The organism is Pseudomonas putida (assembly GCF_005080685.1).
GTDB lineage: Bacteria > Pseudomonadota > Gammaproteobacteria > Pseudomonadales > Pseudomonadaceae > Aquipseudomonas > Aquipseudomonas putida_V.
Window position 1 is genome coordinate 3,300,714 of record NZ_CP039371.1, and the last position, 22,422, is coordinate 3,323,135.

A 22,422-nucleotide genomic window follows, 5' to 3' on the forward strand; every position below is an offset into this window, starting at 1 on the left:
GGCAAGCTCGATCAACCACTGACACCCAGCGCCGGAAAGCTGACGCCAGCAACCTGAACGGATTGGACAACCTGCCGGTCCACTGCTTGTATCTAATTCCGACACTACCCACATAGATCTCGGACAGGGACCAGGACGAGGAGTACAGCATGCCCCATACCGTGATGATGGTTTTCGGCACCCGGCCCGAAGCGATCAAAATGGCGCCGTTGGCGCGTGTGCTACGCCAGTGGCCAGGCATCAACCTGCATATATGCTCCACCGGCCAGCACCGCGAAATGCTCGAGCAAGTGCTCACCGCCTTTGGCCTGAGCGTGGACCAGGACCTCAGGGTCATGACCCAGAACCAGACCCTGAACGGCCTGGCGCGTGACCTGCTGGACAAGATCGACAGTGCCTATGAACAGGTCAAGCCCGATATCGTGCTGGTCCACGGTGACACCACCACCAGCTTCATGGCCGCCCTCGCCGCCTTCCACAGGCGCATTCCGATAGGCCACGTCGAAGCCGGCCTGCGTACCGGCAACCTGCAGCAACCCTGGCCGGAAGAAGCCAACCGGCGCCTGACCGGCGTACTCGCCGACCTGCACTTCACCCCAACCCGCGACTCCGACGCCAACCTCATTCGCGAAGGCGTACCCCCCGACCACATCGAAGTTACCGGCAACACCGTGATCGACGCATTGCTGTGGATGCGCGACCACCTCGCCGAGCACCAGTGGCGTCCTGCTGCCGACTCGCCGCTGCATGCCTTGCGTGACGACCAACGCATGGTGCTGATCACCGGCCACCGCCGGGAAAACTTCGGGCCTGGTTTCGAGCGTATCTGTCAGGCCCTGGCGCGCTTGGCCGAACGCTATCCCGAGGTGCAGTTCGTCTACCCGGTCCATCTCAACCCACAGGTGCAGAGTGCGGTATACGGGGTACTGTCGAACCGCGACAACATCCACCTGATCGCGCCGCAGGACTACCAGCATTTCGTCTGGCTGATGGCCCGTGCCCACGTCATCCTGACCGACTCCGGCGGCGTCCAGGAGGAGGCCCCGGCCCTGGGCAAGCCGGTGCTGGTGCTGCGCAAGGTCACTGAACGGCCTGCCGTGCTCAAGGGCGGCACGGTAAAGCTGGTAGGCACCGTCACCGAGCAGATCGTCGACGAAACCAGTCGCCTGCTCGACGACCCGGTCGCCTACGAACGCATGGCACGGGTGTATACGCCATTCGGCGACGGCACCGCCAGTGAGAAGATCGCCGAGCGTCTGAGCCGTTGGTTCGAGGAATCCGCTGCCCAGCGAGACGACGCATGAGCCTGGTCTTCATCGATTTTCTCACCTATGTCCTGTTCGGCCTGAAAATCCTGGCGATCATCCTCGCCACGTTGATGTTCCTGCTTGGCCTGGACGACCTGTTCATCGACCTCTGCTATTGGGGCCGCAAGTTGATCAGGCGTTTTCGCATTTACGACAAGTACGAGCGGGCCGATGAGAAACGTCTCTACGAAATCGCCGAGAAGCCCCTGGCAATCATGGTCCCGGCCTGGAACGAGGTTGGCGTGGTTGGCGAAATGGCGCGCCTCGCCGCCTCGACCATCGACTACGAGAACTACCAGATCTTCGTCGGCACCTACCCCAACGACCCACAGACCCAGGCCGACGTCGATGCCGTGTGCCTGCACTATCCCAACGTGCACAAGGTGGTCTGCGCGCGCCCGGGTCCCACCAGCAAGGCCGACTGCCTGAACAACATCATCGACGCCATCCTGCGCTTCCAGGAAGATGCCCGCATCCAGTTCGCCGGTTTCATCCTGCATGATGCCGAAGACGTCATCTCACCCATGGAACTGCGCCTGTTCAACTACCTGTTGCCGGCCAAGGACATGATCCAGATCCCGGTGTACCCCTACGCACCGGAATGGAAAGGCTTCACCGCCGGGCACTACGTCGACGAATTCGCCGAAAACCACGGCAAGGACGTGATCGTGCGCGAAGCGTTGACTGGGCAGGTGCCCAGCGCCGGGGTCGGTACCTGCTTCAGCCGCCGAGCCATCGCCGCCCTGCTCGAGGATGGCGACGGCATCGCCTTCGATGTGCAGAGCCTTACCGAAGACTACGACATTGGCTTTCGCCTCAAGCAGAAGGGCATGAAGTGCATCTTCGCCCGCTACTCCATCACCGACCCGGCACTGGCGCTCAAGCAGGAATGGCGTTTCGGCATGAGCCGCTCGTTCTCCCAGGTGATCTGCGTGCGCGAGCACTTCCCCCGCGACTGGCAACACGCCATCCGGCAGAAGTCGCGGTGGATCGTCGGTATCGTGTTCCAGGGCACCAGCAACCTCGGCTGGAGCCGCAAAGGCGCGCTCAACTATTTCCTCTGGCGTGACCGCCGCGGGCTGTTCGCCTACCTGCTGAGCTTTCTGGTCAACCTGTTGCTGGTGGTACTGCTGGCGATGTGGCTGGTCACGGTGATCGCGCCGGACGCCTGGCATTTCATGTCGATCCTCGGCGACAGCTGGGTGCTTTCCACCCTGCTCTGGCTCAACGGCCTGATGTTGTTCAATCGGCTGTTCCAACGCGGCTGGTTCGTGACCCGCTACTACGGCATCGGCGAGGGCCTGCTGTCGGCACCGCGGATGATGTGGAGCAACTTCGTCAACTTCTTCGCCAACCTGCGCGCCCTGCGCCAGGTCATGGAGATGGGCGACTCGCGGCGCGTGGCCTGGGACAAGACCACCCACGAGTTCCCCGCCTTGACGCAACCGGCGCGCCAGCCGCTGGGCCAGCGCCTGGTGGCCCAGGGCCTGCTCGACGAAGAACAGCTGCAAACCGCCATTACCAGCCCGGTGCGTCGGCGCCTGGGGCGTGAACTGCTGCTGCGCGGCTGGCTGAACAGCGAACAGCTGGTCAAGGCCCTGGCCGAGCAGTTCGACCTGCCCTGGGCACCGCTGAACCCATTCAAGCTCGACCCGCAACTGATCGCCAAGCTGCCCCGCCGCCTGGCCTCGCACTATGGCGTGCTGCCGGTGGACGAAGACGGCGAGACCTTGATCCTGGCCAGCGAGAGCCCGGTCAGCCAGGTTTCGCTAGGCGTGATCAGCCGCCAGCTCAAGCGCCCGGTCAAGGCTCGCCTGGCGCCACAGGGCCGGGTCACCTTGGGTCTGCTGCAACATTACCCGAGCCCCTGGCAGAAGCCCGAAACCCGCGAAATGCTCGATGTGCTCCAGCGCAACCAGGATGACGCCGACCTGATCGAGCGGGTCTGCGCCCACCTGGTGATGCTCGGCACCCTGCTACAAGTGCGCGGCATGGTGCCGGTGGCGCTGTTCAACCAGGCGTTGATCGACTTCGACCCCGAGTCGCAAACGTTGGGTGAACACCTGGTCGCGCGCGGCATCATCACCGAAGAAGTGCTGCAACAGGCACTCGAAGAACAGGCCAGCGAGCAGCAGGCCGCCTACGACCTGACCCGGGAGGTGGCATGACGCCGCGTATTACCCTGACGTTCACCGGCCTGCTGTTGTGCTCCACCGCGCTACCGACCCTGGCAGCGCCGATGACCGACTTCCAGCGCTTCACCAGCTACCCGTTCATGGAAAGAGGCTTTCGCGAAGCCAAGAAACAGAATTGGGCGGAGGTCGAACGCCTGACCCGCCACGTGCTCGGGCGGGTGCCCAACAACGACGAAGCCCGTGCCTTGTTGGTCGAGGCCCTGGCCCACCAGCGGCGTTACCAGGAAGCCGAAACCGAAGCCCAGCAACTGGAAGCCAGCCCCGAACACGCCGACGCCCTGCTGGAGCTGCGCCTGGCCTGGATCGAACAGGACCCTCCGGCAGCCAGCCAGGTCGACAAATGGCTGGCGGCCAGCGGCGGCAACCAGCGGGTACGCCTGTGGCAGGCCTACAGCCTGAGCCTGGCCAAATCCGATGGCGCAGCCAAGGCCCTGGACTGGCTAAACCAGCTATCCCCCCAGGGCGATGGCCGGGTATTGCGTCTGGCGCGGGCGAACTTCGCCGAACAGTTGCGCAACTGGAACGAAACCGTCGAACAGCTCGAGCCGCTGGCAGCCAAGGGCCAGTTGCCACCCGAGGACTGGCAGCGCCTGGCCAATGCCTACGTGCAGCAAGTCAACGAGGATGGATTGAACCGACTGCTGCCAAGTGCACCCTCGCCCGAGGCGGCCAACCAGGCCCGCCTGGCCATGGCCAACCGCGCGATCGCAGTCGACCACGACCAGCAGGCCAAGCGCTGGCTGCAAAGCCTGCCCCAACAACAGCTGGAGCAACCGCAGCAGCAACAGCAACTCTGGGAGCTGGCACGTCAGAGCGGCGACGCGCCACTGGTGCGGCAACTGAGCAACGCCCTGCAGCGGCCATGCCTGGAGACCGTCGACTGGCTGTCGCAGCGCGACCCTGAACTGGCACGCGCCCAATTCAAGGATTGCACGCCGAGCGCCGATACCAGAGCCTACGCCGTGCTCAAGCAGCGCCTGTACGGCGATCCGCCGCAGCCCCCACAACCGCGCACCGCTGGCCAATGGGTAGCCCGCTACCGCCAGACCGGCGACTTGGCGGCGCTGGAGCAGGCCACCTACCTGTTGCTGCAAAATGGCCAGCAAGCCCAAGCCCAGCAGCTGCTGGAGCAGGCCTACGACCGCCGCCAGGGCCGGCTGAGCCCTTCCCTGCTACAGCGCCTGGGTAATCTCTACGCCCGCACCGACAGCCCGCTGTCCACGCCACGCATGCTCAGCCTCATTCCTCGTGTCGATAGCGCCACCCGCGGGCAACTGCTGGGTCGTCTGGCCGAGGCCGGGCAATGCGACGCCGTGCGCCAGGCGATACCGGCCAGCCCCAGCGAAGCCGGCCAATACCGCGCCCTGGGCCGCTGCGCCATGCCCGACCAGCCCGGCGAGGCCGTGGTCTATTACCAGGCCGCCGAACGTCTGGATTCAGGTCAGAGCCGCCTGCCCTTGGCTTATGCCCTGGAAGCGGCTGGTGACTCCGAAACCGCGCTGCCGATCTGGCGCAGCCTGCCCGCCGACGCCTGGAACGACAACGCCCGCCTGACCGCCGCCAGCGGCGCGCTCAACGCCGGCGACGCCGCGGCCGCGCGTCGCTACTGGGACGCCGCCGCCCACAGCACCGCCGATGACTGGGCTCTGGGCGCCGCCATCGCCCAACGCCAGGGCGACCTGCAAGCCGCCCTGGACATGCAGCGCCAGGCCCTGGCCCACAACCCGCGCGCCGACCACTACTACGCAGCCGCCAACACCGCGCAACTGGCCGGTGACACCGCCCAGAGCACCGCCTGGATGGCCGAAGCGGTGCGCCTGGCGCCCGACCAGCCGCGCTACCGCGCCGATTACGGCATGCGCCTGGCGAGCTCGCAGGATTCGGCCCAGCGACGCCAGTCGATCCCCTACCTGGAACGCGCCACCCACGACTTCCCCGAGGACTACCGGCTCGGCGAAACCCTGGCGCTGCGCTACGACGACGTCGAGGACAGCGCCGCAGCGCGCCGCGAGCTGCGCCGGGTGATCGATGTGGAACAGAACGTGGTCGATGGCGACGACGAATACGGCAGCCTGGAAGCACGCAAGTATCGCCAGCGGCGGGCCCACGAAGCGTTGTCGCGACGCGATACCATCACCCTGGCCAGCACCTGGTCGCCGGCCGGCACCTCGACCAACGACCGCTTCCTCGACAATGGCGTGCGCAGCGGCAGCGACCGCCGCGCCCAATCGCAGAACGTGCAACTGGCGATGTGGGACCACGCCTTGGGCGAGGAGCCCAGCCGCAACGGCCGTACCCTGTCGGTGTATGGCAGGGTCCTGTTCGGTGGCCAAAGCCGCACCGACTACGCGCAAAGCATGGGCACCGGCATCGGCCTGCGCTACAAGCCGTTCGGCCAGGCCAACCTCAACCTCTATGCCGAGCTCTATCACCAGCGCCAGATCGACAGCGAACACTACGACGGCCTGAGCCTGGGTGAGCTGCTCAGCCCGAGCAAGGTCGGCGACAACTGGGGCGACCTGCGCAGCCACGCCGAATCGAGCAACGATCTGCTGCTGCGCGCAACCGCCTCGTTCCTCGACCAAGGCGACTGGCGCAACGACTGGCGCATCGACGAAGACGACTGGAACGAGCGCTTCCTCTACCTGGACGCCGCCTGGTGGACCCGCGCCGGTGACCACGCCTGGCTGTCACGCTACCAGCAGGGCCATGCCTGGAAGCTGCCGGGCAATTCGCCACAAACCATCATGCCTTACGGTTTTCTCGAGTTCTCCGCCCAGGACCCGAGCAACGACTGGCGCCAGGACGCACGCGCCGGGGTCGGTGTGCGCTGGCAATGGTGGTTCGATGACGACCGCTACAACGCCTACCGCGGCTCGCTGAAAGTGCGCGCCGAGTACCAGCAGTCGCTGGGTGGCAATCTCTATGAGCGCGCCAATGGCGTGCTGGTAGGTGCGGAGCTGACCTTCTGATGCGTACCCTCATGGCAATTCTCATCCTCGCTTTCGGCCTCCCGGCCATGGCCGACCAGCGTCTGTTCTACCAGCCGCTGAACAACCACGCCTCGGTCACTCCGGCGCAATGGCAGCAGCTGTGGCGCGACACCGTGGCACAAGGTGGCAGGACCCTGATCGTGCAATGGAGTGCCTATGGCGACAGCGACTTCGGCGGCGCCAAGGGCTGGCTCGCCAGCAGTTTGCGCGAGGCCCACGCCCAAGGCCTGGAACTGGTACTGGGGCTGTACATGGACCCGGGCTATTACCAACGTATCGAGGAACTCGACGACGACGGCCTGAGCAACTACTGGAAGGCCCAACTGGGGCGCTCGCTAGAGCAGTACAAACAGGTACGCGACGGCTGGGACCTGCCGGTGGCCGGTTGGTACCTGCCCATGGAACTCGATGACTGGCATTTTCGCCAACCCTCGCGTCGCGAAGCCTTGCAGCGTCAATTGCAGGCGTTCAACCGGCAGTTGGACAAGCCGGTGCATATCAGTGCCTTCAGTGCAGGCAAACTGGCGCCACGGGTCAACGCCCAGTGGTTGGAGCAGTTGGCCGCAGTGGGTTTGAAGGTCTGGTGGCAGGACGGCGCCGGCACCGGACGCCTGCCGCCGCTGGTACGCCAGAGCTACGAACAGGCCTTGCCGTGCCAGGTGGGTGTGGTACGCGAGGCGTTTCGCCAGGTCAGTGCACCCGGCCAACCGTTCCGAGCCGAACCTGCGCAACCGTTGCTCGGCAGCGGTTGCCATGCCGAGGCGGTGTTCGCGTTGAGCTATCGTTCATGGGCCCAGGGTATTCTGCGGCGCGATTGACCAGCCGGAGCCTCCATGTTCAAGACCATCGAAGCCCATGTGCGCAAGCAGGTTGCCCCTGCGGCGCTGCGTTCGGAATTTCGCCAGCATGAGTTCGAGGCGTTGCGCCCGTTCTGCATACTGATTTTTTGGGTAAGCATCGGCATCTGGCTGGTGTTCGACCTGATCGTCAGTTTCATCGGCGGCCAGGGTTTCACCTGGCGCTCATGGGCTTTTCTGGGGCTGCTTGGCAGCCTTACCGTGGTCCTTCGCTTCACCCGCCGCAGCCATCACTTCGACGTGCTCAATCTCGTGTTCGTGGCGGTCATCACGCTGGGCATCCGCCTGGTCATCGAAGGCATTCCCATCCAGTTACGCCCGGTGTGGCTGGTATTGGGGGTGTCGACCGTGCTCTATGCGGTGTCGGTGCTGCCGGTGCGGCGCTGGTCGTTCTTCTGCACCCTGGCGATCAGTTGGTCGTTGCTCAACCCGTTCTACCACACCCGCATCGACATCGATGACCTCGAAGGCGTGATGCTGCTGGCCTATGCGGTATTTCTCAGCGGCCTGGTGATCTACAGCTACCTGCAGATGCGCCAAGCCAAACTGCACAATTTCTACCTGTCCAAGGTCCTGCTCGACCAAGCCTACATCGATGCGCTCACCGAAATTCCAAACCGCCGCGCCTTCATGGCCAATGCCGAGCGATACATCAGCGTTCCTGCCGCGGGGCAGTACTTGGCGATGATCGATATCGACAACTTCAAGCGGGTCAACGACCGTTTCGGCCATGATATCGGCGATGAAGTGCTCAAGCGGGTGGCCATGCACATCAAGGCGGTCATGGCCGGCCACGATTACGCACGACTGGGTGGCGAAGAGTTCGCGATCTTCTTCCAGGGCGTGTCCGAACTTGGCGCCGAGCACGAGGTGGACGCCTTGTGTCAACGGGTACGCGACGATCTCGGCGAGCCGCCGGTGACGATCAGTATCGGCCTGACGCGGGTAGATGCCGGCGACAACCTGAGCGCGGCCCTGATCCGCGCGGACCAGGCGCTGTATACCGCCAAGCACAACGGTAAGGACCGCTACGTGCTGTGGGTGGCGCCTTAGACGACAGGTGCCCCGGCAGCCGGCAGGCGAATGACGAACTGCGCCCCACCCAGCGCCGATTGCATCACCGTCAGCGTGCCGCCCTGGCCCTCGATGGCGCGCCGGCTGATCGCCAGGCCCAGGCCGAAGCCGCCGGTTCCGCGGTCGCGACTGCGGTCCAGGCGGTAGAACGGCTGGAAGATGCGCTCACGCTCCTCGACCGGAATGCCGATACCATCGTCCTCAACAGACAGCAGGCAAGCGCCGTGCGGGTCCAGCCGCAGGCGCAGCAGCAGGCTCTGATCGCAATAGCGCATGGCATTGCGCACCAGGTTTTGCACCGCCCGGGCCGTCAGCCTCGGGTCGAGTACAAAGCGCGGCAGTTCGCCTTCGGCGCGCACCTCCCAGCGGATGCCGCGACTGTCGAGTTCCTCGGCAAAGCCACCCAGCACGCTGTCCACCAGTTCCAGCAGTGATACCTCGACACGTTCACGTGCCTGGTCGGCGTTGTACAGGCGGCTGTACGACAGCAACTCCAGTACCAGTTCGTCGAGTTCCCGGACATGGCCCACCAGCTCCAGCAGGCGCTTGCGGCTGGCCGGCGGCACCTCGTCGAACAGCAACACAAGGCCGAAATCCAGGCGCGTCAACGGCGTGCGCAACTCGTGGGAGACTGCGTCGAGCAACTCGCGTTGCTGATTGACGTGGCGCTCCAGGTCGCCGGCCATGGTATCGAACACGCCCGCCAGCTCGCCGATGTTCGAATGCGGGGATATCTGCGTGCGCTCGGCCATCTGCCCTTGGCCCAGTCGTCGTGCGGTTTCCTTGAGGCGTTCCAGGTCGCGCCAGTGTGGCCACAACCACAGCAGCAGGCAGCCGAGCATGGCGGCGCCGATCAGCACGGTCACGCCCCACGACAGCAAGTTGATGTCCAGCGGGTCGGGCGGCGAATGCAAACGCACCAGCCAGCCGTCGCCCAGTGGAGCCAGGACGGTTTCGTAGTAGCCCCATTCCGCGATGCGTACCGCGTGCAAGCCGTGCTCCAGGCGCCCGCGCTCCGCAGCGCCCAGGCCGGCATCATCCATGCGCAGCAGCTTGATTTCGAGCGGCGCGAAGGTTTGCGCCAATTCCTGCTCCACCGCCGGCCACCGCTCCCGCGGGGCCTGCTGAAACTGGCGCACGATCAGCGCCTGCACGCCCTTGGCCTGCGCCAGGTTGTAGGCGGTGTAGCGCTCATGGAACAAGCCGACGATGGCCTGGGGGATGAACAGGATGGCCCCGGCATAGGCAACGATGATCACCAGGTACAGGCGCACCAGAAGTTTCAGCATGGGGCCTCAGCACTCCCACTCGACGCGGCTGAACAGATAGCCCTTGCCCCACACCGTCTTGATCTTGCGCGCTTCGCCGGCGTGGTCGTCGAACTTGCGTCGCAGCTTGGAGATGGCCACGTCCACCGAGCGGTCGGTGCCGTTGAACTCGATGCCGCGCAGCTGCTGCAGGATGCGGTCGCGGCTGAGCACCTCGCCGGCGTTGCGGGCCAGCACCACCAGCAGGTTGTACTCGCCGCTCGACAGCTCCACCTCCTCGCCTCGCCAGCAGACCACGCGCTCGGCCAGCTCGATGCGCAGGCCGCCAATGAGGATCTGCTCGTTGTCCAGGCGTGGCTCGTTGACGCTGCTGCGGCGCAGCAGCGTGCGTACGCGGGCCAGCAGCACCCGAGGTTCGCAGGGCTTGGTGACGTAGTCGTCGGCGCCCATCTCCAGGCCCAGGACCTGGTCGTGGCTGTCGTCACGGGCGGTCAGCATGATGATCGGCAGGCTTTGCGAAGCCTGGCGCAGCAGACGGCACACCTGCAGGCCGTCCATGCCGGGGAGCATCAGGTCGAGGATGACCAGGTCGGGTTTGGCCTGGCGGAACGCGTCCAGCACGTGGTCGCCGCGGGCGATCACCCGGACGTGGAAATCATTGCGTTGCAGGTAGCTGGCGATCAGTTCGCAAAGCGCGCTGTCGTCTTCGACCAGAAGGATGTTTGGCATAAGGGCATGGCTGGCGTTTTAGGGAGTTGTCACTGGCGATGAAGCCAGTACAGTGATTCGCAGGATATAGAACCCTACAACGTCACAGGACCATTCTTCACACTTTTTCACACACATCCTACAGCTGGTAACAGCCTCCCCGGGCAGCGTTGGCTTAGGATACCTCCGGTCATCATCGGAAGATCCGCATGCCTATTATCCGCCCCGCCCGCCTGCGCCAGTTCGCGCTCATGGCGTTCTTCACCCTGCCCCTCGCCGCTTGCGACGATGGCGCCGAGCAGGAAGACCAGCAACCCACGCCCCAGGTAAGGGTCGAGACCTTGCAACTGCAGCCCCTGGCCATCAGCAGCGAGCTCAGCGGCCGCCTGTTGGCGCCGCGTACCGCCGAAGTTCGCGCACGCGTGGCCGGGGTGGTGCTCAAGCGCGTGTACCGCGAAGGCAGCGACGTCAAGCAAGGCGACGTGCTGTTTCTCATCGACCCGGCCCCGTTCAAGGCCGACCACGACAGTGCCCGCGCCACCCTGGCCAAGGCCGAAGCCAACCGCTACCAGGCCCGCCTGCAGGAGCAGCGCTACCGCCAACTGGTCGACGACAGGGCCGTCAGCCGCCAGGAGTACGACAACGCGCGCGCCACCTTCTTGCAGGCCGAGGCCGAGGTTGCCGCGGCCAAGGCGGCGCTGGAGCGCGCACGCCTGAACCTGGGCTACGCCACCGTCACCGCGCCGATCTCCGGGCGCATCGGTCGCGCCCTGGTCACCGAAGGCGCGCTGGTGGGGCAAAACGAGAGCACGGCGCTGGCGACCATCCAGCAGCTCGACCCGATCCACGCCGACGTCACCCAGTCAACCCGCGAGCTCACCGCCTTGCGTCGCGCCCTGCGCGCCGGCGAACTGCAACAGGTGGGCGACGGCCAGGCCCGCGCCACCCTCGTGCAGGACGATGGCAGCACCTATCCGTTGCCCGGCACGTTGCTGTTCTCCGACATCAGTGTCGACCCGAGCACCAACCAGATCACCCTGCGCAGCGAATTCCCCAATCCCGATCTCGACCTGCTACCTGGCAGCTACGTACGCGTGCGTCTGGAACAGGCGGTGCAACCCAAGGGGTTGAGCGTGCCACAACGGGCCATCCTGCGCGACAGCGCCGGGGTGCCCAAGGTACTGGTGGTCGACGACCAGGCGCGCATCAGCGAGCGTCAGGTTGTGCTGGGCAGCGCCCAGGGCGACCGCTGGCGCGTCACCGAGGGCCTGGCCGCTGGCGAGCGCGTGGTGATCGAGGGCCTGCAGCACGTCAAGGCTGGCGACCAGGTCCAGGTCGATGCGGCTGCGGACGCTCAACCCGTTGCCCAGCGCACCGATCAGTGAGGGCCTGAGCCATGCCACAGTTCTTCATCGACCGGCCGATCTTCGCCTGGGTCGTGGCCTTGTTCATCCTGCTGGCCGGGGCACTGGCCATCCCGCAGTTGCCAGTGGCGCAGTACCCCAACGTGGCGCCGCCGCAAGTGGAAATCTACGCCGTTTACCCCGGCGCATCGGCGGCGACCATGGACGAAAGCGTGGTCAGCCTGATCGAGCAGGAGCTCAACGGCGCCGACAACCTGCTGTACTTCGAGTCGCAGAGCAGCCTGGGCAGCGCCACCATCACCGCCACCTTCGAGCCGGGCACCCTCCCCGACCTGGCCCAGGTCGACGTACAGAACCGCCTCAAGGTCGTCGAGTCGCGCCTGCCTCGGCCAGTGACCCAGCAAGGCCTGCAGGTGGAAAAGGTGTCCACTGGCTTCCTGCTGCTCGGCACGCTCACCTCGGAGGATGGCAGCCTCGACGAAACCGCATTGTCGGACATCCTCGCGCGCAACGTGATGAACGAGATCCGCCGCCTCAAAGGCGTGGGCAAGGCCCAGCTGTATGGCTCCGAGCGCGCCATGCGCATCTGGATCGACCCACGCAAGCTGATCGGTTTCAACCTCACGCCCAACGACGTGGCCGAAGCCATCGCCGCGCAGAATGCCCAGGTCGCGCCCGGCAGCATCGGCGACCTGCCGGCCCGCGACACCCAGGAGATCACCGCCAACGTGGTGGTGAAGGGCCAACTCAGCACGCCTGAAGAGTTCGCCGCGATCGTGCTGCGGGCCAACCCGGATGGATCTGCCGTGACCATCGGCGACGTCGCCCGGGTGGAGATCGGCGCCCAGGAGTACCAATACGGCACACGCCTGAACGGCAAGCCGGCCACCGCCTTCAGCGTGCAGCTGGCGCCGGGGGCCAACGCGATGGAAACCGCCACCCTGGTGCGGGCCAAGATGCAGGAGCTTTCGCGCTACTTCCCGGAGGGCGTCCAATACGACATCCCCTACGACACCTCGCCGTTCGTGAAGGTATCGATTCAGCAGGTCATCAGCACCCTGTTCGAGGCCATGCTGCTGGTGTTCGCGGTGATGTTCCTGTTCCTGCAGAACCTGCGCTACACGCTGATTCCGACCCTGGTGGTCCCCGTCGCGCTGATGGGCACCTTCGCCGTGATGCTGGCATTGGGCTTCTCGGTCAATGTGCTGACCCTGTTCGGCATGGTCCTGGCCATCGGCATCCTGGTCGACGACGCCATCGTGGTGGTGGAGAACGTCGAGCGGATCATGGCCGAGGAAGGCCTGCCGCCCAAGCAGGCCACGCGCAAGGCCATGGGCCAGATCAGCGGCGCCATCGTCGGCATCACCCTGGTGCTGGTGGCGGTGTTCCTGCCCATGGCATTCATGAAAGGTTCGGTGGGGGTGATCTACCAGCAGTTCTCGGTGTCGATGGCGGTGTCGATCCTGTTCTCGGCGTTCCTCGCCCTGAGCCTGACCCCGGCCCTATGCGCTACCTTGCTCAAGCCGGTGGCCAAGGGCGAGCACCCACAACACAAGGGGTTCTTCGCCTGGTTCAACCGGCGCTTCGAGGCCATGAGCGACGGCTATCAGCGCTGGGTGATGCAGGCGCTGGCCCGCAGCGGGCGCTACCTGCTGGTATATGGCGTGCTGCTGGCGGTGCTCGGCTTTGGCTTCAGTCATTTACCCACGGCGTTTCTGCCGACAGAAGACCAGGGCTACACCGTCACCGACATCCAGTTGCCGCCGGGGGCCAGCCGCCTGCGCACCGAGCAGGTGGCGGCGCAGATCGAGGCGCACAACGCCGGGGAAGCCGGCGTCGGCAACACCACGGTGATTCTCGGCTTCAGCTTCTCGGGCAGCGGGCAGAATGCGGCGCTCACCTTCACCACGCTCAAGGACTGGTCGGAGCGCGGAGCCGACGACAGCGCCCAGTCGATTGCCGAGCGGGCGACCCTGGCGTTCAGCCAGCTCAAGGATGCCATCGCCTACTCCGTGCTGCCGCCCCCCATCGATGGCCTGGGCGAGTCGACCGGCTTCGAGTTCCGCCTGCAGGACCGCGGCGGCATGGGCCACGCGGCGCTCATGGCGGCGCGCGACACGTTGTTGGCCAACGCCCGCAAGAGCAAGGTGCTGACCAACGTGCGCGAGGCCTCGCTGGCCGAAAGCCCGCAGGTGCAACTGGAGATCGACCGTCGCCAGGCCAACGCCCTGGGCGTGTCGTTTGCCGATATCGGCACGGTGCTGGACGTGGCCGTGGGCTCCAGCTACGTCAACGACTTCCCCAACCAGGGTCGTATGCAACGGGTGGTGGTGCAGGCCGAGGGCGACCAGCGCAGCCAGGTCGAGGACCTGCTGAAGATCCACGTGCGCAACAGCAGCGGCAAGATGGTGCCATTGTCGGCGTTCGTGCAGGCCAGGTGGGTCAGCGGCCCGGTGCAACTGACCCGCTACAACGGTTACCCGGCGGTGTCGATTTCCGGCGAGCCGGCTGCCGGCTACAGCTCCGGCGAAGCCATGGCGGAGATCGAACGGCTGGTGGCGCAACTGCCGGCCGACGCAGGGCTGGAATGGACCGGCTTGTCGCTGCAGGAGCGCCTGTCCGGCAGCCAGGCTCCGATGCTGATGGCGCTGTCGCTGCTGGTGGTGTTCCTGTGCCTGGCGGCGCTCTACGAGAGCTGGTCGATCCCGACCGCAGTGCTGCTGGTGGTACCGCTCGGGGTGCTCGGTGCGGTGCTGGCGGTGACCCTGCGAGGCATGCCCAACGACGTGTTCTTCAAGGTCGGACTGATCACCCTGATTGGCCTCTCGGCGAAGAACGCCATCCTGATCATCGAGTTCGCCAAGCACCTGGTCGACCAGGGCATGGACGCCGCCGAGGCGGCCGTTCAGGCTGCGCGCCTTCGCCTGCGGCCGATCGTGATGACCTCGCTGGCCTTCATTCTCGGCGTGGTGCCGCTGGCCATCGCCACTGGCGCCAGTTCGGCGAGCCAGCAGGCGATCGGCACCGGGGTGATCGGCGGCATGCTCAGCGCGACCCTGGCGGTGGTGTTCGTGCCGGTGTTCTTCGTGGTGGTGATGCGCTTGGCTGGACGGGGCAGATCCCAGGCAGCCGAGGCGATGCCGAACGAAGCCTGACTGGACAAGCCAGGCGTTGAATGAGAGGGTTCCGGGCATCGACTGCCCGGAACCCTTTTTCATGCCTGACACCTTGCCCCCCTGCTCCGTACTGATCCTTGCCGGTGGCCGTGGTCAACGCATGGGCGGGCGTGACAAGGGCCTGCTGGCGTGGCGCGGCGAACCGCTGATCGCCCATATCCGGCGTACCGTACGGCCTCTGTGCGACGACCTGGTGGTTTCCTGCAACCGTAACCAGGCGGACTACGCGGCGTATGCCGATCAGTTGGTCGGTGACGCCGAGGCCGATTTCCCTGGGCCGTTGGCTGGCGTTATCGCCGGCCTCGCTGCGGCGCGGCATGACTGGGTGGTGCTGCTGGCCTGCGATTCGCCCTTGGTGGACCAGCCCCTGATCGACGACCTGCGGCGCTTGGCGGTGGCGAACGATTGCGCGGCCATGCTGCGCCAGGGTGGGTTTTGGCAGCCGATGTTCAGCGTGTTGCCACGGCGGGTGCTGCCGGTGCTGGAGCAGGCCTGGGCGACGGGGGAGCGGAGTTTGCAGAAGGCGTTGTTGCTTGAGACTGTTCTGGGGTTGGACTGTGCCGAGGGGGATCGCCGGTTGAGCAACTTCAATAGTCCCGAATTGCTCCAGAACTAGTTTTTCGACTGCCTGTACCGGCCTCTTCGCGGGACAAGCCCGCTCCTACAGGGTCTGCGCCGTATCCGAACTGTGGGAGCGGGCTTGCCCCGCGAAGAGGCCGGCACAGGCAGTGCATCATCACCCCGCCGACAACTCCTCGACACTGATCTCGCGCATCCGAAACTTCTGCACCTTGCCCGTCACCGTCATCGGAAACTCCTCGACGAAGCGGAAATACCGCGGCACCTTGAAATGCGCGATCCGTGCCCTGGCCCACTCGCGCAGCTCCTCTTCGCTGGCCACATGCCCCGGATGCAGGCGCACCCAGGCGACGATTTCCTCTCCATATTTGCCGCATGGCACGCCGATGACCTGCACGTCGGCCACCGCGGGATGGGTGAAGAAAAACTCCTCCAACTCGCGCGGATAGATGTTCTCCCCGCCGCGGATGATCATCTCCTTGCTGCGCCCGACGATGCGCACATAACCCTGCTCGTCCATCACCGCCAGGTCACCGGTGTGCATCCAGCCCTCGGCATCGATGCTTTCGGCCGTGGCCTGGGGGTTGTTCCAGTAGCCGAGCATCACGCTGTAGCCGCGGGTGCACAACTCGCCGATCTCGCCCCGGGGCACGGTCTCGCCGTCGCTGTCGATCACCTTGTTCTCCAACCGCGGCTGGGTCCGGCCAACGCTGGTGACACGGCGTTCCAGGTCGTCCGCGGCACCCGTCTGCAACGACACCGGGCTGGTTTCGGTCATGCCATAGGCGATCTGCACCTCGGCCATGTGCATCTCGCCGATCACCCGGCGCATCACCTCGATCGGGCAGGTGGCGCCCGCCATGATTCCGGTGCGCAGGCTCGACAGGTCGAATTCACCGCGCTGGGGGTGGTCCAGCTCGGCGATGAACATGGTCGGCACGCCGTACAGGGCGCTCGCCTTCTCTTCGGCCACCGCGCGCAGGGTGGCCAGTGGGTCGAAGGCATCGTTGGGGTAGATCAGCGTGCTGCCGTGGGTCATGCAGCCAAGGTTGGCCATGACCATGCCGAAACAGTGGTACAGCGGTACCGGCACCACCAGGCGGTCATGCTCGGTGAGGCCGAGGCTCTCGCCGACCAGGTAGCCGTTGTTGAGGATGTTGTGGTGGCTGAGCGTGGCGCCCTTGGGAAACCCCGTGGTGCCGGAGGTGTACTGGATGTTGATGGGGTCGCGCCAGTGCAACTGGGCCTGGCGCTCGGCCAGGGCCTGGGCACTCACGGCCTCGGCGCGGGCCTGCAACTGCTGCCAGGACAGGAATCCCGGGGGTGGCGCGCTGGCCAGGCTGACCAGCCCGCGCAGCTCCGGGAAGCGCTCGCACGTCACGGGCTGGCCGGTTTGGGCGAGCGCCAGGCCCGGTACCAGGCCGAGCAGCATGGCATGGTAGTCGGAGGTCTTGAAGGCGTCGGCGCAGATCACCCAGCGGCAACCGGACTGGCCCAGGGCATAGTCCAGCTCGCTGCTGCGATAGGCCGGATTGATGTTGACCAGGATCGCGCCGATCTTGGCGCTGGCGAACTGGGTGATGCACCACTCGGCGCAGTTGGGTGCCCAGATCCCCAGGCGATCGCCGGCTTGCACGCCCAGGGCCATCAGGGCGCGAGCATGCTGGTCGACGGCATCGGCCAGTTGCCGCCAGGTGTAGCGCAGGGCCTGGTGGCGCACGACCAGGGCTTCGCGGTCGGGGAAACGTGCGACGGTGGCGTCGAAGGCATCGCCGATGCACTGGTCGAGCAGCGGTTTGTCCTGGTTGCCCAGGGAATAGCTTGGCTGGGGCATGGGCGTTCTCTTGTTGTTTGTCTGTTCCGGCCCTTTCGCGGGTAAACCCGCTCCTACAGGGGCACTGCACATCCTGTAGGAGCGGGTTTACCCGTGAAGAAAACAACACTCAACTAGCGGACGAACACCTGCGGCGTGGTGGTGGACATGTCTCCGCCCGGCAGCTTGATGTTCTTCACCTTCTCCAAGGTTTCAGGGTCGAACACCGCCAGGTCGTTGAAGGTCCCGCCCAGGTACAGCTTGTCGCCCTTCTGGTCGAAGGTCACACAATAGTAGGTGTGTTCCAGGTTCGCCGCCTTGATCAGCTTGCGTTGCTTGATGTCGTATTTGGCCAGGCGGTTGAGCACGCCGTAGATCTGGTTGGGATCTTTCGGCGAGCGCAGGCCGGTGAAATATAGCTCGGTCAGGTCGGCGAATTCCTGGGTGTGGGTCTTGCCGGTCTTGAGGTCGACGCTCAGGTAGCCATACAGCAGCTGCGCCTCGTTCGGGTCCTGCTTGTCGTCCTTGAACTTGGCGATGGTGTAGAGCATCGAGAACTCGTGGCGCGGGCTCTGGTGCGGCCAGAAGTACAACACGTCCGGGGCGCTGTAGCCCTTGCGGTTCCAGTTGCGCAGCGGCAAGGCGACGCTGTACTTGCCGGTCTTGACGTCCATCTTGTAGAGGTCGGGCCCGGCGACGAACAAACTGCCGTCATCGGCGGCGCGCATCAGGTAGACCTGGCGCGGCATCGGGAAGGTCCGCACCGGCTTGGCGTCCAGGCCATCGTCGGTCTTGAACACCTCCAGGCGCGGTGGCTTGACCACGTAGTGGTCGTTGAGGCGCTGGGTCGGGTTGACCGTGGCGTAGACCTCCTTGCCGTCGGGGCTCAGGGCGAACGAATACATCGACTTGCCGACTTCGCCGGGCACGCTGGACAGATTGGCGTGGAAGGTGGTCTTGCAGGTGTCCAGGTCGATGCCGTAGATATCGGCATAGTGGTTATTGAGCACGTAGGCGGTGCGGTTGTCCGGCGCCATCATCGCGGTGCCGGGGCCGAACCTGTCGGGCATCTGGCAGCTCTTGTACAGCGTGTCGCTGGCCACGTCGATGACGTGCAGGTTGTTCGGATAGTTGGTGGTGATCAGGTACTCCTGGCCGGCCTTGAGGGCGGGCCCGGTGTCGTCGGCCTGTGCCGCCCAGGCGTAGGCCGAGGCGACGATGGTCAGCGCGAGTTGCGCGCAGCGTCCAGCATTCATGCGGTTTCCCCTTGTCATTCTTGTCGGGCCGATCACTTGTCTTTGGGGAACACGGTGCCCAGGTTGCGCCAGTCTTCCTGGGAGTTGCTGGCCTGGGCGTTCCAATCCTGGTAGGTGCTCATCATGTCCGGCACCTGCGCCGGCCACCAGCAAGGGTCGGAACAGCCATACAGGTCGGCCTCCATCGGCTGGCACAAGGAACTCACACCACCGAAGGCGTCCACTTCCCAACCCGGATCGGTGGTGGCGGTGCAGCCGGCCACCGCGCTCATGGCCACGACCTCTTCGACGCGGTCTTCGGCGGCGGCCTGCTCGAGGATCCGCGCCTTGTTGTTCAGGGGCTTCAAATGTTTCATGTCAGTGCGCCTTCCGCGGAGTGATGTAGCGGTCGATGAAGGCCGGATTGGCGGCCATGATGCGGCTGTAGACTTCGATGCCGAAATCGACCCAGTCGCGCATCAGTTCGCAATAGTGATACGTCGGGTGTTGCGGATCGCCAAAGCGGGCATAGCTTTCGTGGTAGCAGCCGCCGGAGCACAGGTTGCGGATGCGGCAAGTGTCACAACCGGTGTTGCTGCGATCCAGGCGCTGGGACAGGAAATCGTTCAACTGCGCCTGCTTGACGCCCTGGTGCACGTTGCCGAAGGTCGGCAGGCTGGAGCCGGTGAAGCGATGGCACAAGTTCAACTCACCCTCGTGGTCCACGGCCAGCATCTTCAGCCCGGCCCCGCACGGCAGGGCTTTCTTGTGGCCCTCGTGGATGTCGGTGATCAGCTGGTGCAGGTTGGAGAAGCCGATGTTGCGGTGCTCCAGCGCCGCCTCCAGGTAACGCCGGCCAAGGGCTTTCATGTTGGCGAACACCTGCACCAGTTCTTCGCCGGTGAGGTTGAAGTCGGCCATGTCGCCGGAGGTGACCGGTGCGAAACCGACCTCGGCAAAGCCCATTTCGTTGAACAGGTGGTTCCAGATGGTCTCGACGTCGGTGATGCCGCGGGTCAAGGTCACCCGCGCGCCCACCGGGCGGCTGGTGTAGCGCGACAGCAACAGGTCAGCCTTGCGTCGCACCACGTCGTAGGTGCCCTGCCCGCCCACGGTGATGCGGTTGCGGTCGTGGACGGTCTTGGGCCCGTCGATGCTGATCGACAGGCCGAAGCGGTGGGCGTTGAGCCAGTCGATGATCTCTTCGGTGAGCAGGGTGGCATTGGTGGTCATGATGAATTCCACCTGCTTGCCGGCCTCGGCGAAGCGCCGCTCGCAGTAGGCGACCATATGCTCGATCAAAGGCCGGTTGGACAGCGGCTCGCCACCGAAGAACACCACGCTGTAGCGCTGCTCGTCGGGCGACTCCTTGAGCAACATCTCAACCGAAGCCTCGGCGGTGGCGGTGCTCATCTTCTTGCCCGCCGACGGTTTGTCCAGGTCTTCCTTGTAGCAGTAGGTGCAGCTGAGGTTGCAGCCGGTATTGACGTTCAGCACCACGGTGTTCAGCGCGGTGCGCTCGACCTGGCGCAGGGCGATTTCCGGCGTCAGCGGCGAGCCGTCGCTGACCAGCTCGAGGGCGATCAGCTCGTGCAGGGTTTCCTCGATCTCCTGCCCGGCGAAACGCTGGCCAAGGCGCTGCATCAGCTCTTCGGCCGAGCATCCGTGCTGGCGCAGGGTGTCGATGATGCCGCCGGTCACCGCATCGGCGGTGAACAGCGAACTGCTGGGGATGTGGAACAGCATGCGGTCGGCATCGACCTGCACTTCGTGCAGGTTGCGTTCGACCAGGTTCAGTAGTGCGCCCATGGCGACCTCCGATAATCGATCCGTTGGAAAAACCGTGGTGCCCTGCCCTTTATGGCAGTGGCGGGTTGTTCCAGCGTTGTACGGTGACGATCATGTGGCCTTCGCCGGTCTGGCCGCCGTCTGCCAGCGTTGCGATGACCTTCAGGTTGCCAGCGTTGTTGGTCATCATCTTGCGCGCAGGGTTCGGGCCGGCACCGCCTGGCACGAACACGCCGTCGGCCTGCATCTGCCCGGCGAACTTGACGTCTTCGTCCTCGACGGCGCGCTCGTTGAACGGCTCGACCTTCCACGCCGCAGGCAAGTAGCCGATGCGCATCGGCTGGCCGCTGGCGTCCTTGCCCCAGGCTTCGGCCTCGAAGCGACCCTGGACCTTCGGCACCTTGGCACCGTTCTCGCCGATACGGGCGATGGAGAACGCCGGCACCACCTTGACCTCGTCGACCTTGTCGTAGACCGCGAGGCTAGCGCCCTTGAGATCACCGACCGCGACCTCGCGTTGGCCAGGCTTGGCATCGGCCGCAGCGCGGGCCTTGACCCGCACCAGGGTCGGCGTCTGCTCCAGCACCTCGCTCACCTCGACGCCCGTGCCCAGTTCGGGCTTGCCCGACAGGCCGGTACCGACCAGGGTGATCTCGCTTTCGCCCCCGGCCTTGATGAACGCCGGCTGCACCGCCAGCAAGCGCGCCTTGCCTTCCTTCGCTGCGGTGAAGTCCAGGCCACGCTCATCGTGATCGGCCTCGAACATGCGGCCTTTCATCTCGCCGTCCAGCGCGGCGAAGACCTGGCGCAGGTTGCTGTCGCCGACCTTGACGTTGCCGCGCCATTCATAGCCGTTGTAGAGGATGGCCGAGCCGCTGCCGTTGAACGGCGTGCCGTCGGCGTAGCTACCCTTGACCTCGACCTTGAAGGTATCGCCCTCGCCTGCGCTGACGCTCATCACGCCGCGCACATCGCCCTTGGCGAGCATGTGGCCGCTGAACGCCCACTGCCCCGGCAGCACATCGGCCTTGGGCTTGGCTTTTTCCCAGGCGGCCCAGGCCGGGCTTTCCAGCGGAAAGCGTTTGGCCAGCTCTGGCACGACTTGCTTGAGGGCGATTTCCAGCCAGTCGCGGTCGCGCGCCTGGGCCTGGTATTCCAGGGATGGCCACTGGCCGAGGTGGAAGTTGACCAGGTGTTCCCATTCCTGCGCCGGGCGTCGCTGCAGGGCTACACGGGCACCGGAGTGGCAACGGCCGCAGGTTTCGCTGAGCTGGGTATCGAAGTGTTCCACGGTATTGAGCCGGCGCTCCATGGCGTAGCGCACGCCATCGGTTTCGCTCGGTGCCAGCCCCTGCTTGTCGGCCAGGTACTTGACCAGGGTGCGGCGATCGTCGTCGCTGATCTGCAGCCCATGCATGATCTGCATGCGGGCGATGCTCATCAGCCAGCCTTCAGGGGTCTTGCGCTGGTGGCTGATGCGGCTGTAGGTGTCATTGCCCTCAGGGATGTGGCATCCCATGCACTTGTTCTGCAACAGGCTCGGGCCCTGCTCGGCCGCCATGGCCTGGGTGCCCAGCAGTGCGGCGGCGATCAACGCCAGTTTACCCGCATGCCGCCGGAGTCGAGTCGTCTTCAAGGTCAGACCTCCACGGTTGTTATTATCGTTCTTGCACGTTTTGGTACAGCAGGTGTGCAGGTGACAGCTTGTGATACAGAAACTGTGCCAGGTGCATTAAAAGTGGTTTATTTCAGGCCTTTAGGTGGTTTTCAGGGGGCCCACGAGCGGCTGCCGGATGAGTGGGAGCGTGCCATTTCGCGACAAGGTGTTTCATCCTGAGACAGAGGCTTGAGGCCGACGCAGTACCTGTAGGGGCGGGTTTACCCGCGAACCGAACGGCGCGGTGTATGGCACGGGCTGCGCCCGTGTTCGCGGGTAAACCCGCTCCTACACGCCCACCTCTGCGGTAGGGATACTGTGTCATCACCGTCTCACAGCGTCTCAATGTGCAACAGCGCAGCCGCGCAACTTGCCCTTTGCATCCAGGCAAAACCCAGCCAACTCAAT

The 22,422-nt window shown here is 65.1% G+C and carries 15 protein-coding genes; 8 read left to right on the forward strand and 7 right to left on the reverse strand.

What is annotated here, in order from left to right; all coding sequences use genetic code 11:
- The first annotated feature begins 149 nt into the window (after positions 1–149).
- From wecB to E6B08_RS15105, 5 genes are read left to right on the forward strand one after another with little or no spacing between them, the layout of a single operon-like run.
- The gene (gene wecB, locus E6B08_RS15085; RefSeq protein ID WP_136914768.1) at positions 150–1,304 is read left to right on the forward strand and encodes a non-hydrolyzing UDP-N-acetylglucosamine 2-epimerase; all 1,155 of its coding nucleotides are present in this window, start codon (positions 150–152) and stop codon (positions 1,302–1,304) included.
- Positions 1,301–3,475 (forward strand): cyclic di-3',5'-guanylate-activated glycosyltransferase NrfB, encoded by a 2,175-nt coding sequence (gene nrfB / locus E6B08_RS15090; RefSeq protein ID WP_136914769.1) that lies wholly within the window; start codon positions 1,301–1,303, stop codon positions 3,473–3,475. The genes wecB and nrfB overlap by 4 nt, the downstream gene beginning before the upstream one ends.
- Entirely contained in the window at positions 3,472–6,474 is a 3,003-nt protein-coding gene (locus E6B08_RS15095; RefSeq protein WP_136914770.1) for a phage receptor, read from the forward strand. The genes nrfB and E6B08_RS15095 overlap by 4 nt, the downstream gene beginning before the upstream one ends.
- Positions 6,474–7,313: a DUF4434 family protein gene (locus tag E6B08_RS15100; protein ID WP_136914771.1), complete on the forward strand. Its 840-nt coding sequence runs from the start codon at positions 6,474–6,476 to the stop codon at positions 7,311–7,313. Before E6B08_RS15095 ends, E6B08_RS15100 begins: the two co-directional genes overlap by 1 nt.
- Positions 7,314–7,328: 15 nt before the next feature.
- Positions 7,329–8,405, forward strand: coding sequence for a sensor domain-containing diguanylate cyclase (locus tag E6B08_RS15105; RefSeq protein WP_136914772.1), 1,077 nt, complete (start codon positions 7,329–7,331; stop codon positions 8,403–8,405).
- Here E6B08_RS15105 and E6B08_RS15110 read toward each other — a convergent pair.
- Together E6B08_RS15110 and E6B08_RS15115 are read right to left on the reverse strand one after the other, a co-directional pair.
- On the reverse strand, positions 8,402–9,715 hold the full coding sequence (locus tag E6B08_RS15110) for an ATP-binding protein (protein WP_136914773.1): 1,314 nt from the start codon (positions 9,713–9,715) through the stop codon (positions 8,402–8,404). The two genes, E6B08_RS15105 and E6B08_RS15110, sit on opposite strands and share 4 nt — an antisense overlap.
- A 6-nt stretch (positions 9,716–9,721) precedes the next feature.
- Positions 9,722–10,423 (reverse strand): response regulator transcription factor, encoded by a 702-nt coding sequence (locus E6B08_RS15115; RefSeq protein ID WP_136914774.1) that lies wholly within the window; start codon positions 10,421–10,423, stop codon positions 9,722–9,724.
- Positions 10,424–10,611: 188 nt separating this feature from the next.
- Here E6B08_RS15115 and E6B08_RS15120 point away from each other — a divergent pair, with 188 nt between their 5' ends.
- From E6B08_RS15120 to mobA, 3 genes are all read left to right on the forward strand, one after another.
- On the forward strand, positions 10,612–11,787 hold the full coding sequence (locus E6B08_RS15120; protein ID WP_136914775.1) for an efflux RND transporter periplasmic adaptor subunit: 1,176 nt from the start codon (positions 10,612–10,614) through the stop codon (positions 11,785–11,787).
- An 11-nt stretch (positions 11,788–11,798) separates the two neighbouring features.
- Positions 11,799–14,921: an efflux RND transporter permease subunit gene (locus tag E6B08_RS15125; RefSeq protein WP_136914776.1), complete on the forward strand. Its 3,123-nt coding sequence runs from the start codon at positions 11,799–11,801 to the stop codon at positions 14,919–14,921.
- A 61-nt stretch (positions 14,922–14,982) separates the two neighbouring features.
- Positions 14,983–15,558, forward strand: a complete 576-nt coding sequence (gene mobA / locus E6B08_RS15130) for a molybdenum cofactor guanylyltransferase MobA (RefSeq protein ID WP_136914777.1) — start codon at positions 14,983–14,985, stop codon at positions 15,556–15,558.
- A 120-nt stretch (positions 15,559–15,678) separates the two neighbouring features.
- Here the strand turns inward: mobA and E6B08_RS15135 are convergent, their stop codons facing one another.
- From E6B08_RS15135 to peaA, 5 genes are all read right to left on the reverse strand, one after another.
- The gene (locus E6B08_RS15135) at positions 15,679–17,355 is read right to left on the reverse strand and encodes a fatty acid CoA ligase family protein (RefSeq protein ID WP_136914778.1); all 1,677 of its coding nucleotides are present in this window, start codon (positions 17,353–17,355) and stop codon (positions 15,679–15,681) included.
- A gap of 113 nt (positions 17,356–17,468) precedes the next feature.
- Positions 17,469–18,590, reverse strand: coding sequence for a quinohemoprotein amine dehydrogenase subunit beta (gene peaD, locus E6B08_RS15140; protein ID WP_136914779.1), 1,122 nt, complete (start codon positions 18,588–18,590; stop codon positions 17,469–17,471).
- A 32-nt stretch (positions 18,591–18,622) separates the two neighbouring features.
- Entirely contained in the window at positions 18,623–18,946 is a 324-nt protein-coding gene (gene qhpC, locus E6B08_RS15145; protein WP_136914780.1) for a quinohemoprotein amine dehydrogenase subunit gamma, read from the reverse strand.
- Between the two features lies 1 nt (position 18,947).
- Positions 18,948–20,378 carry a quinohemoprotein amine dehydrogenase maturation protein gene (gene peaB / locus E6B08_RS15150; protein WP_136914781.1) on the reverse strand — a complete coding sequence of 477 codons (1,431 nt, stop codon included), beginning with the start codon at positions 20,376–20,378 and terminating at the stop codon, positions 18,948–18,950.
- 49 nt (positions 20,379–20,427) lie between these two features.
- Positions 20,428–21,993, reverse strand: a complete 1,566-nt coding sequence (gene peaA, locus E6B08_RS15155) for a quinohemoprotein amine dehydrogenase subunit alpha (protein WP_136914782.1) — start codon at positions 21,991–21,993, stop codon at positions 20,428–20,430.
- Positions 21,994–22,422: the final 429 nt, after the last annotated feature.

What these genes read in the sequence shown, in the direction of transcription:
- wecB (WP_136914768.1), top strand. Translation starts at nt 150, where the DNA reads ATGCCCCATACCGTGATGATGGTTTTCGGCACCCGGCCCGAAGCGATC.
- nrfB (WP_136914769.1), top strand. Translation starts at nt 1,301, where the DNA reads ATGAGCCTGGTCTTCATCGATTTTCTCACCTATGTCCTGTTCGGCCTG.
- E6B08_RS15095 (WP_136914770.1), top strand. Translation starts at nt 3,472, where the DNA reads ATGACGCCGCGTATTACCCTGACGTTCACCGGCCTGCTGTTGTGCTCC.
- E6B08_RS15100 (WP_136914771.1), top strand. Translation starts at nt 6,474, where the DNA reads ATGCGTACCCTCATGGCAATTCTCATCCTCGCTTTCGGCCTCCCGGCC.
- E6B08_RS15105 (WP_136914772.1), top strand. Translation starts at nt 7,329, where the DNA reads ATGTTCAAGACCATCGAAGCCCATGTGCGCAAGCAGGTTGCCCCTGCG.
- E6B08_RS15110 (WP_136914773.1), bottom strand. Translation starts at nt 9,715, where the DNA reads ATGCTGAAACTTCTGGTGCGCCTGTACCTGGTGATCATCGTTGCCTAT.
- E6B08_RS15115 (WP_136914774.1), bottom strand. Translation starts at nt 10,423, where the DNA reads ATGCCAAACATCCTTCTGGTCGAAGACGACAGCGCGCTTTGCGAACTG.
- E6B08_RS15120 (WP_136914775.1), top strand. Translation starts at nt 10,612, where the DNA reads ATGCCTATTATCCGCCCCGCCCGCCTGCGCCAGTTCGCGCTCATGGCG.
- E6B08_RS15125 (WP_136914776.1), top strand. Translation starts at nt 11,799, where the DNA reads ATGCCACAGTTCTTCATCGACCGGCCGATCTTCGCCTGGGTCGTGGCC.
- mobA (WP_136914777.1), top strand. Translation starts at nt 14,983, where the DNA reads ATGCCTGACACCTTGCCCCCCTGCTCCGTACTGATCCTTGCCGGTGGC.
- E6B08_RS15135 (WP_136914778.1), bottom strand. Translation starts at nt 17,355, where the DNA reads ATGCCCCAGCCAAGCTATTCCCTGGGCAACCAGGACAAACCGCTGCTC.
- peaD (WP_136914779.1), bottom strand. Translation starts at nt 18,590, where the DNA reads ATGAATGCTGGACGCTGCGCGCAACTCGCGCTGACCATCGTCGCCTCG.
- qhpC (WP_136914780.1), bottom strand. Translation starts at nt 18,946, where the DNA reads ATGAAACATTTGAAGCCCCTGAACAACAAGGCGCGGATCCTCGAGCAG.
- peaB (WP_136914781.1), bottom strand. Translation starts at nt 20,378, where the DNA reads ATGGGCGCACTACTGAACCTGGTCGAACGCAACCTGCACGAAGTGCAG.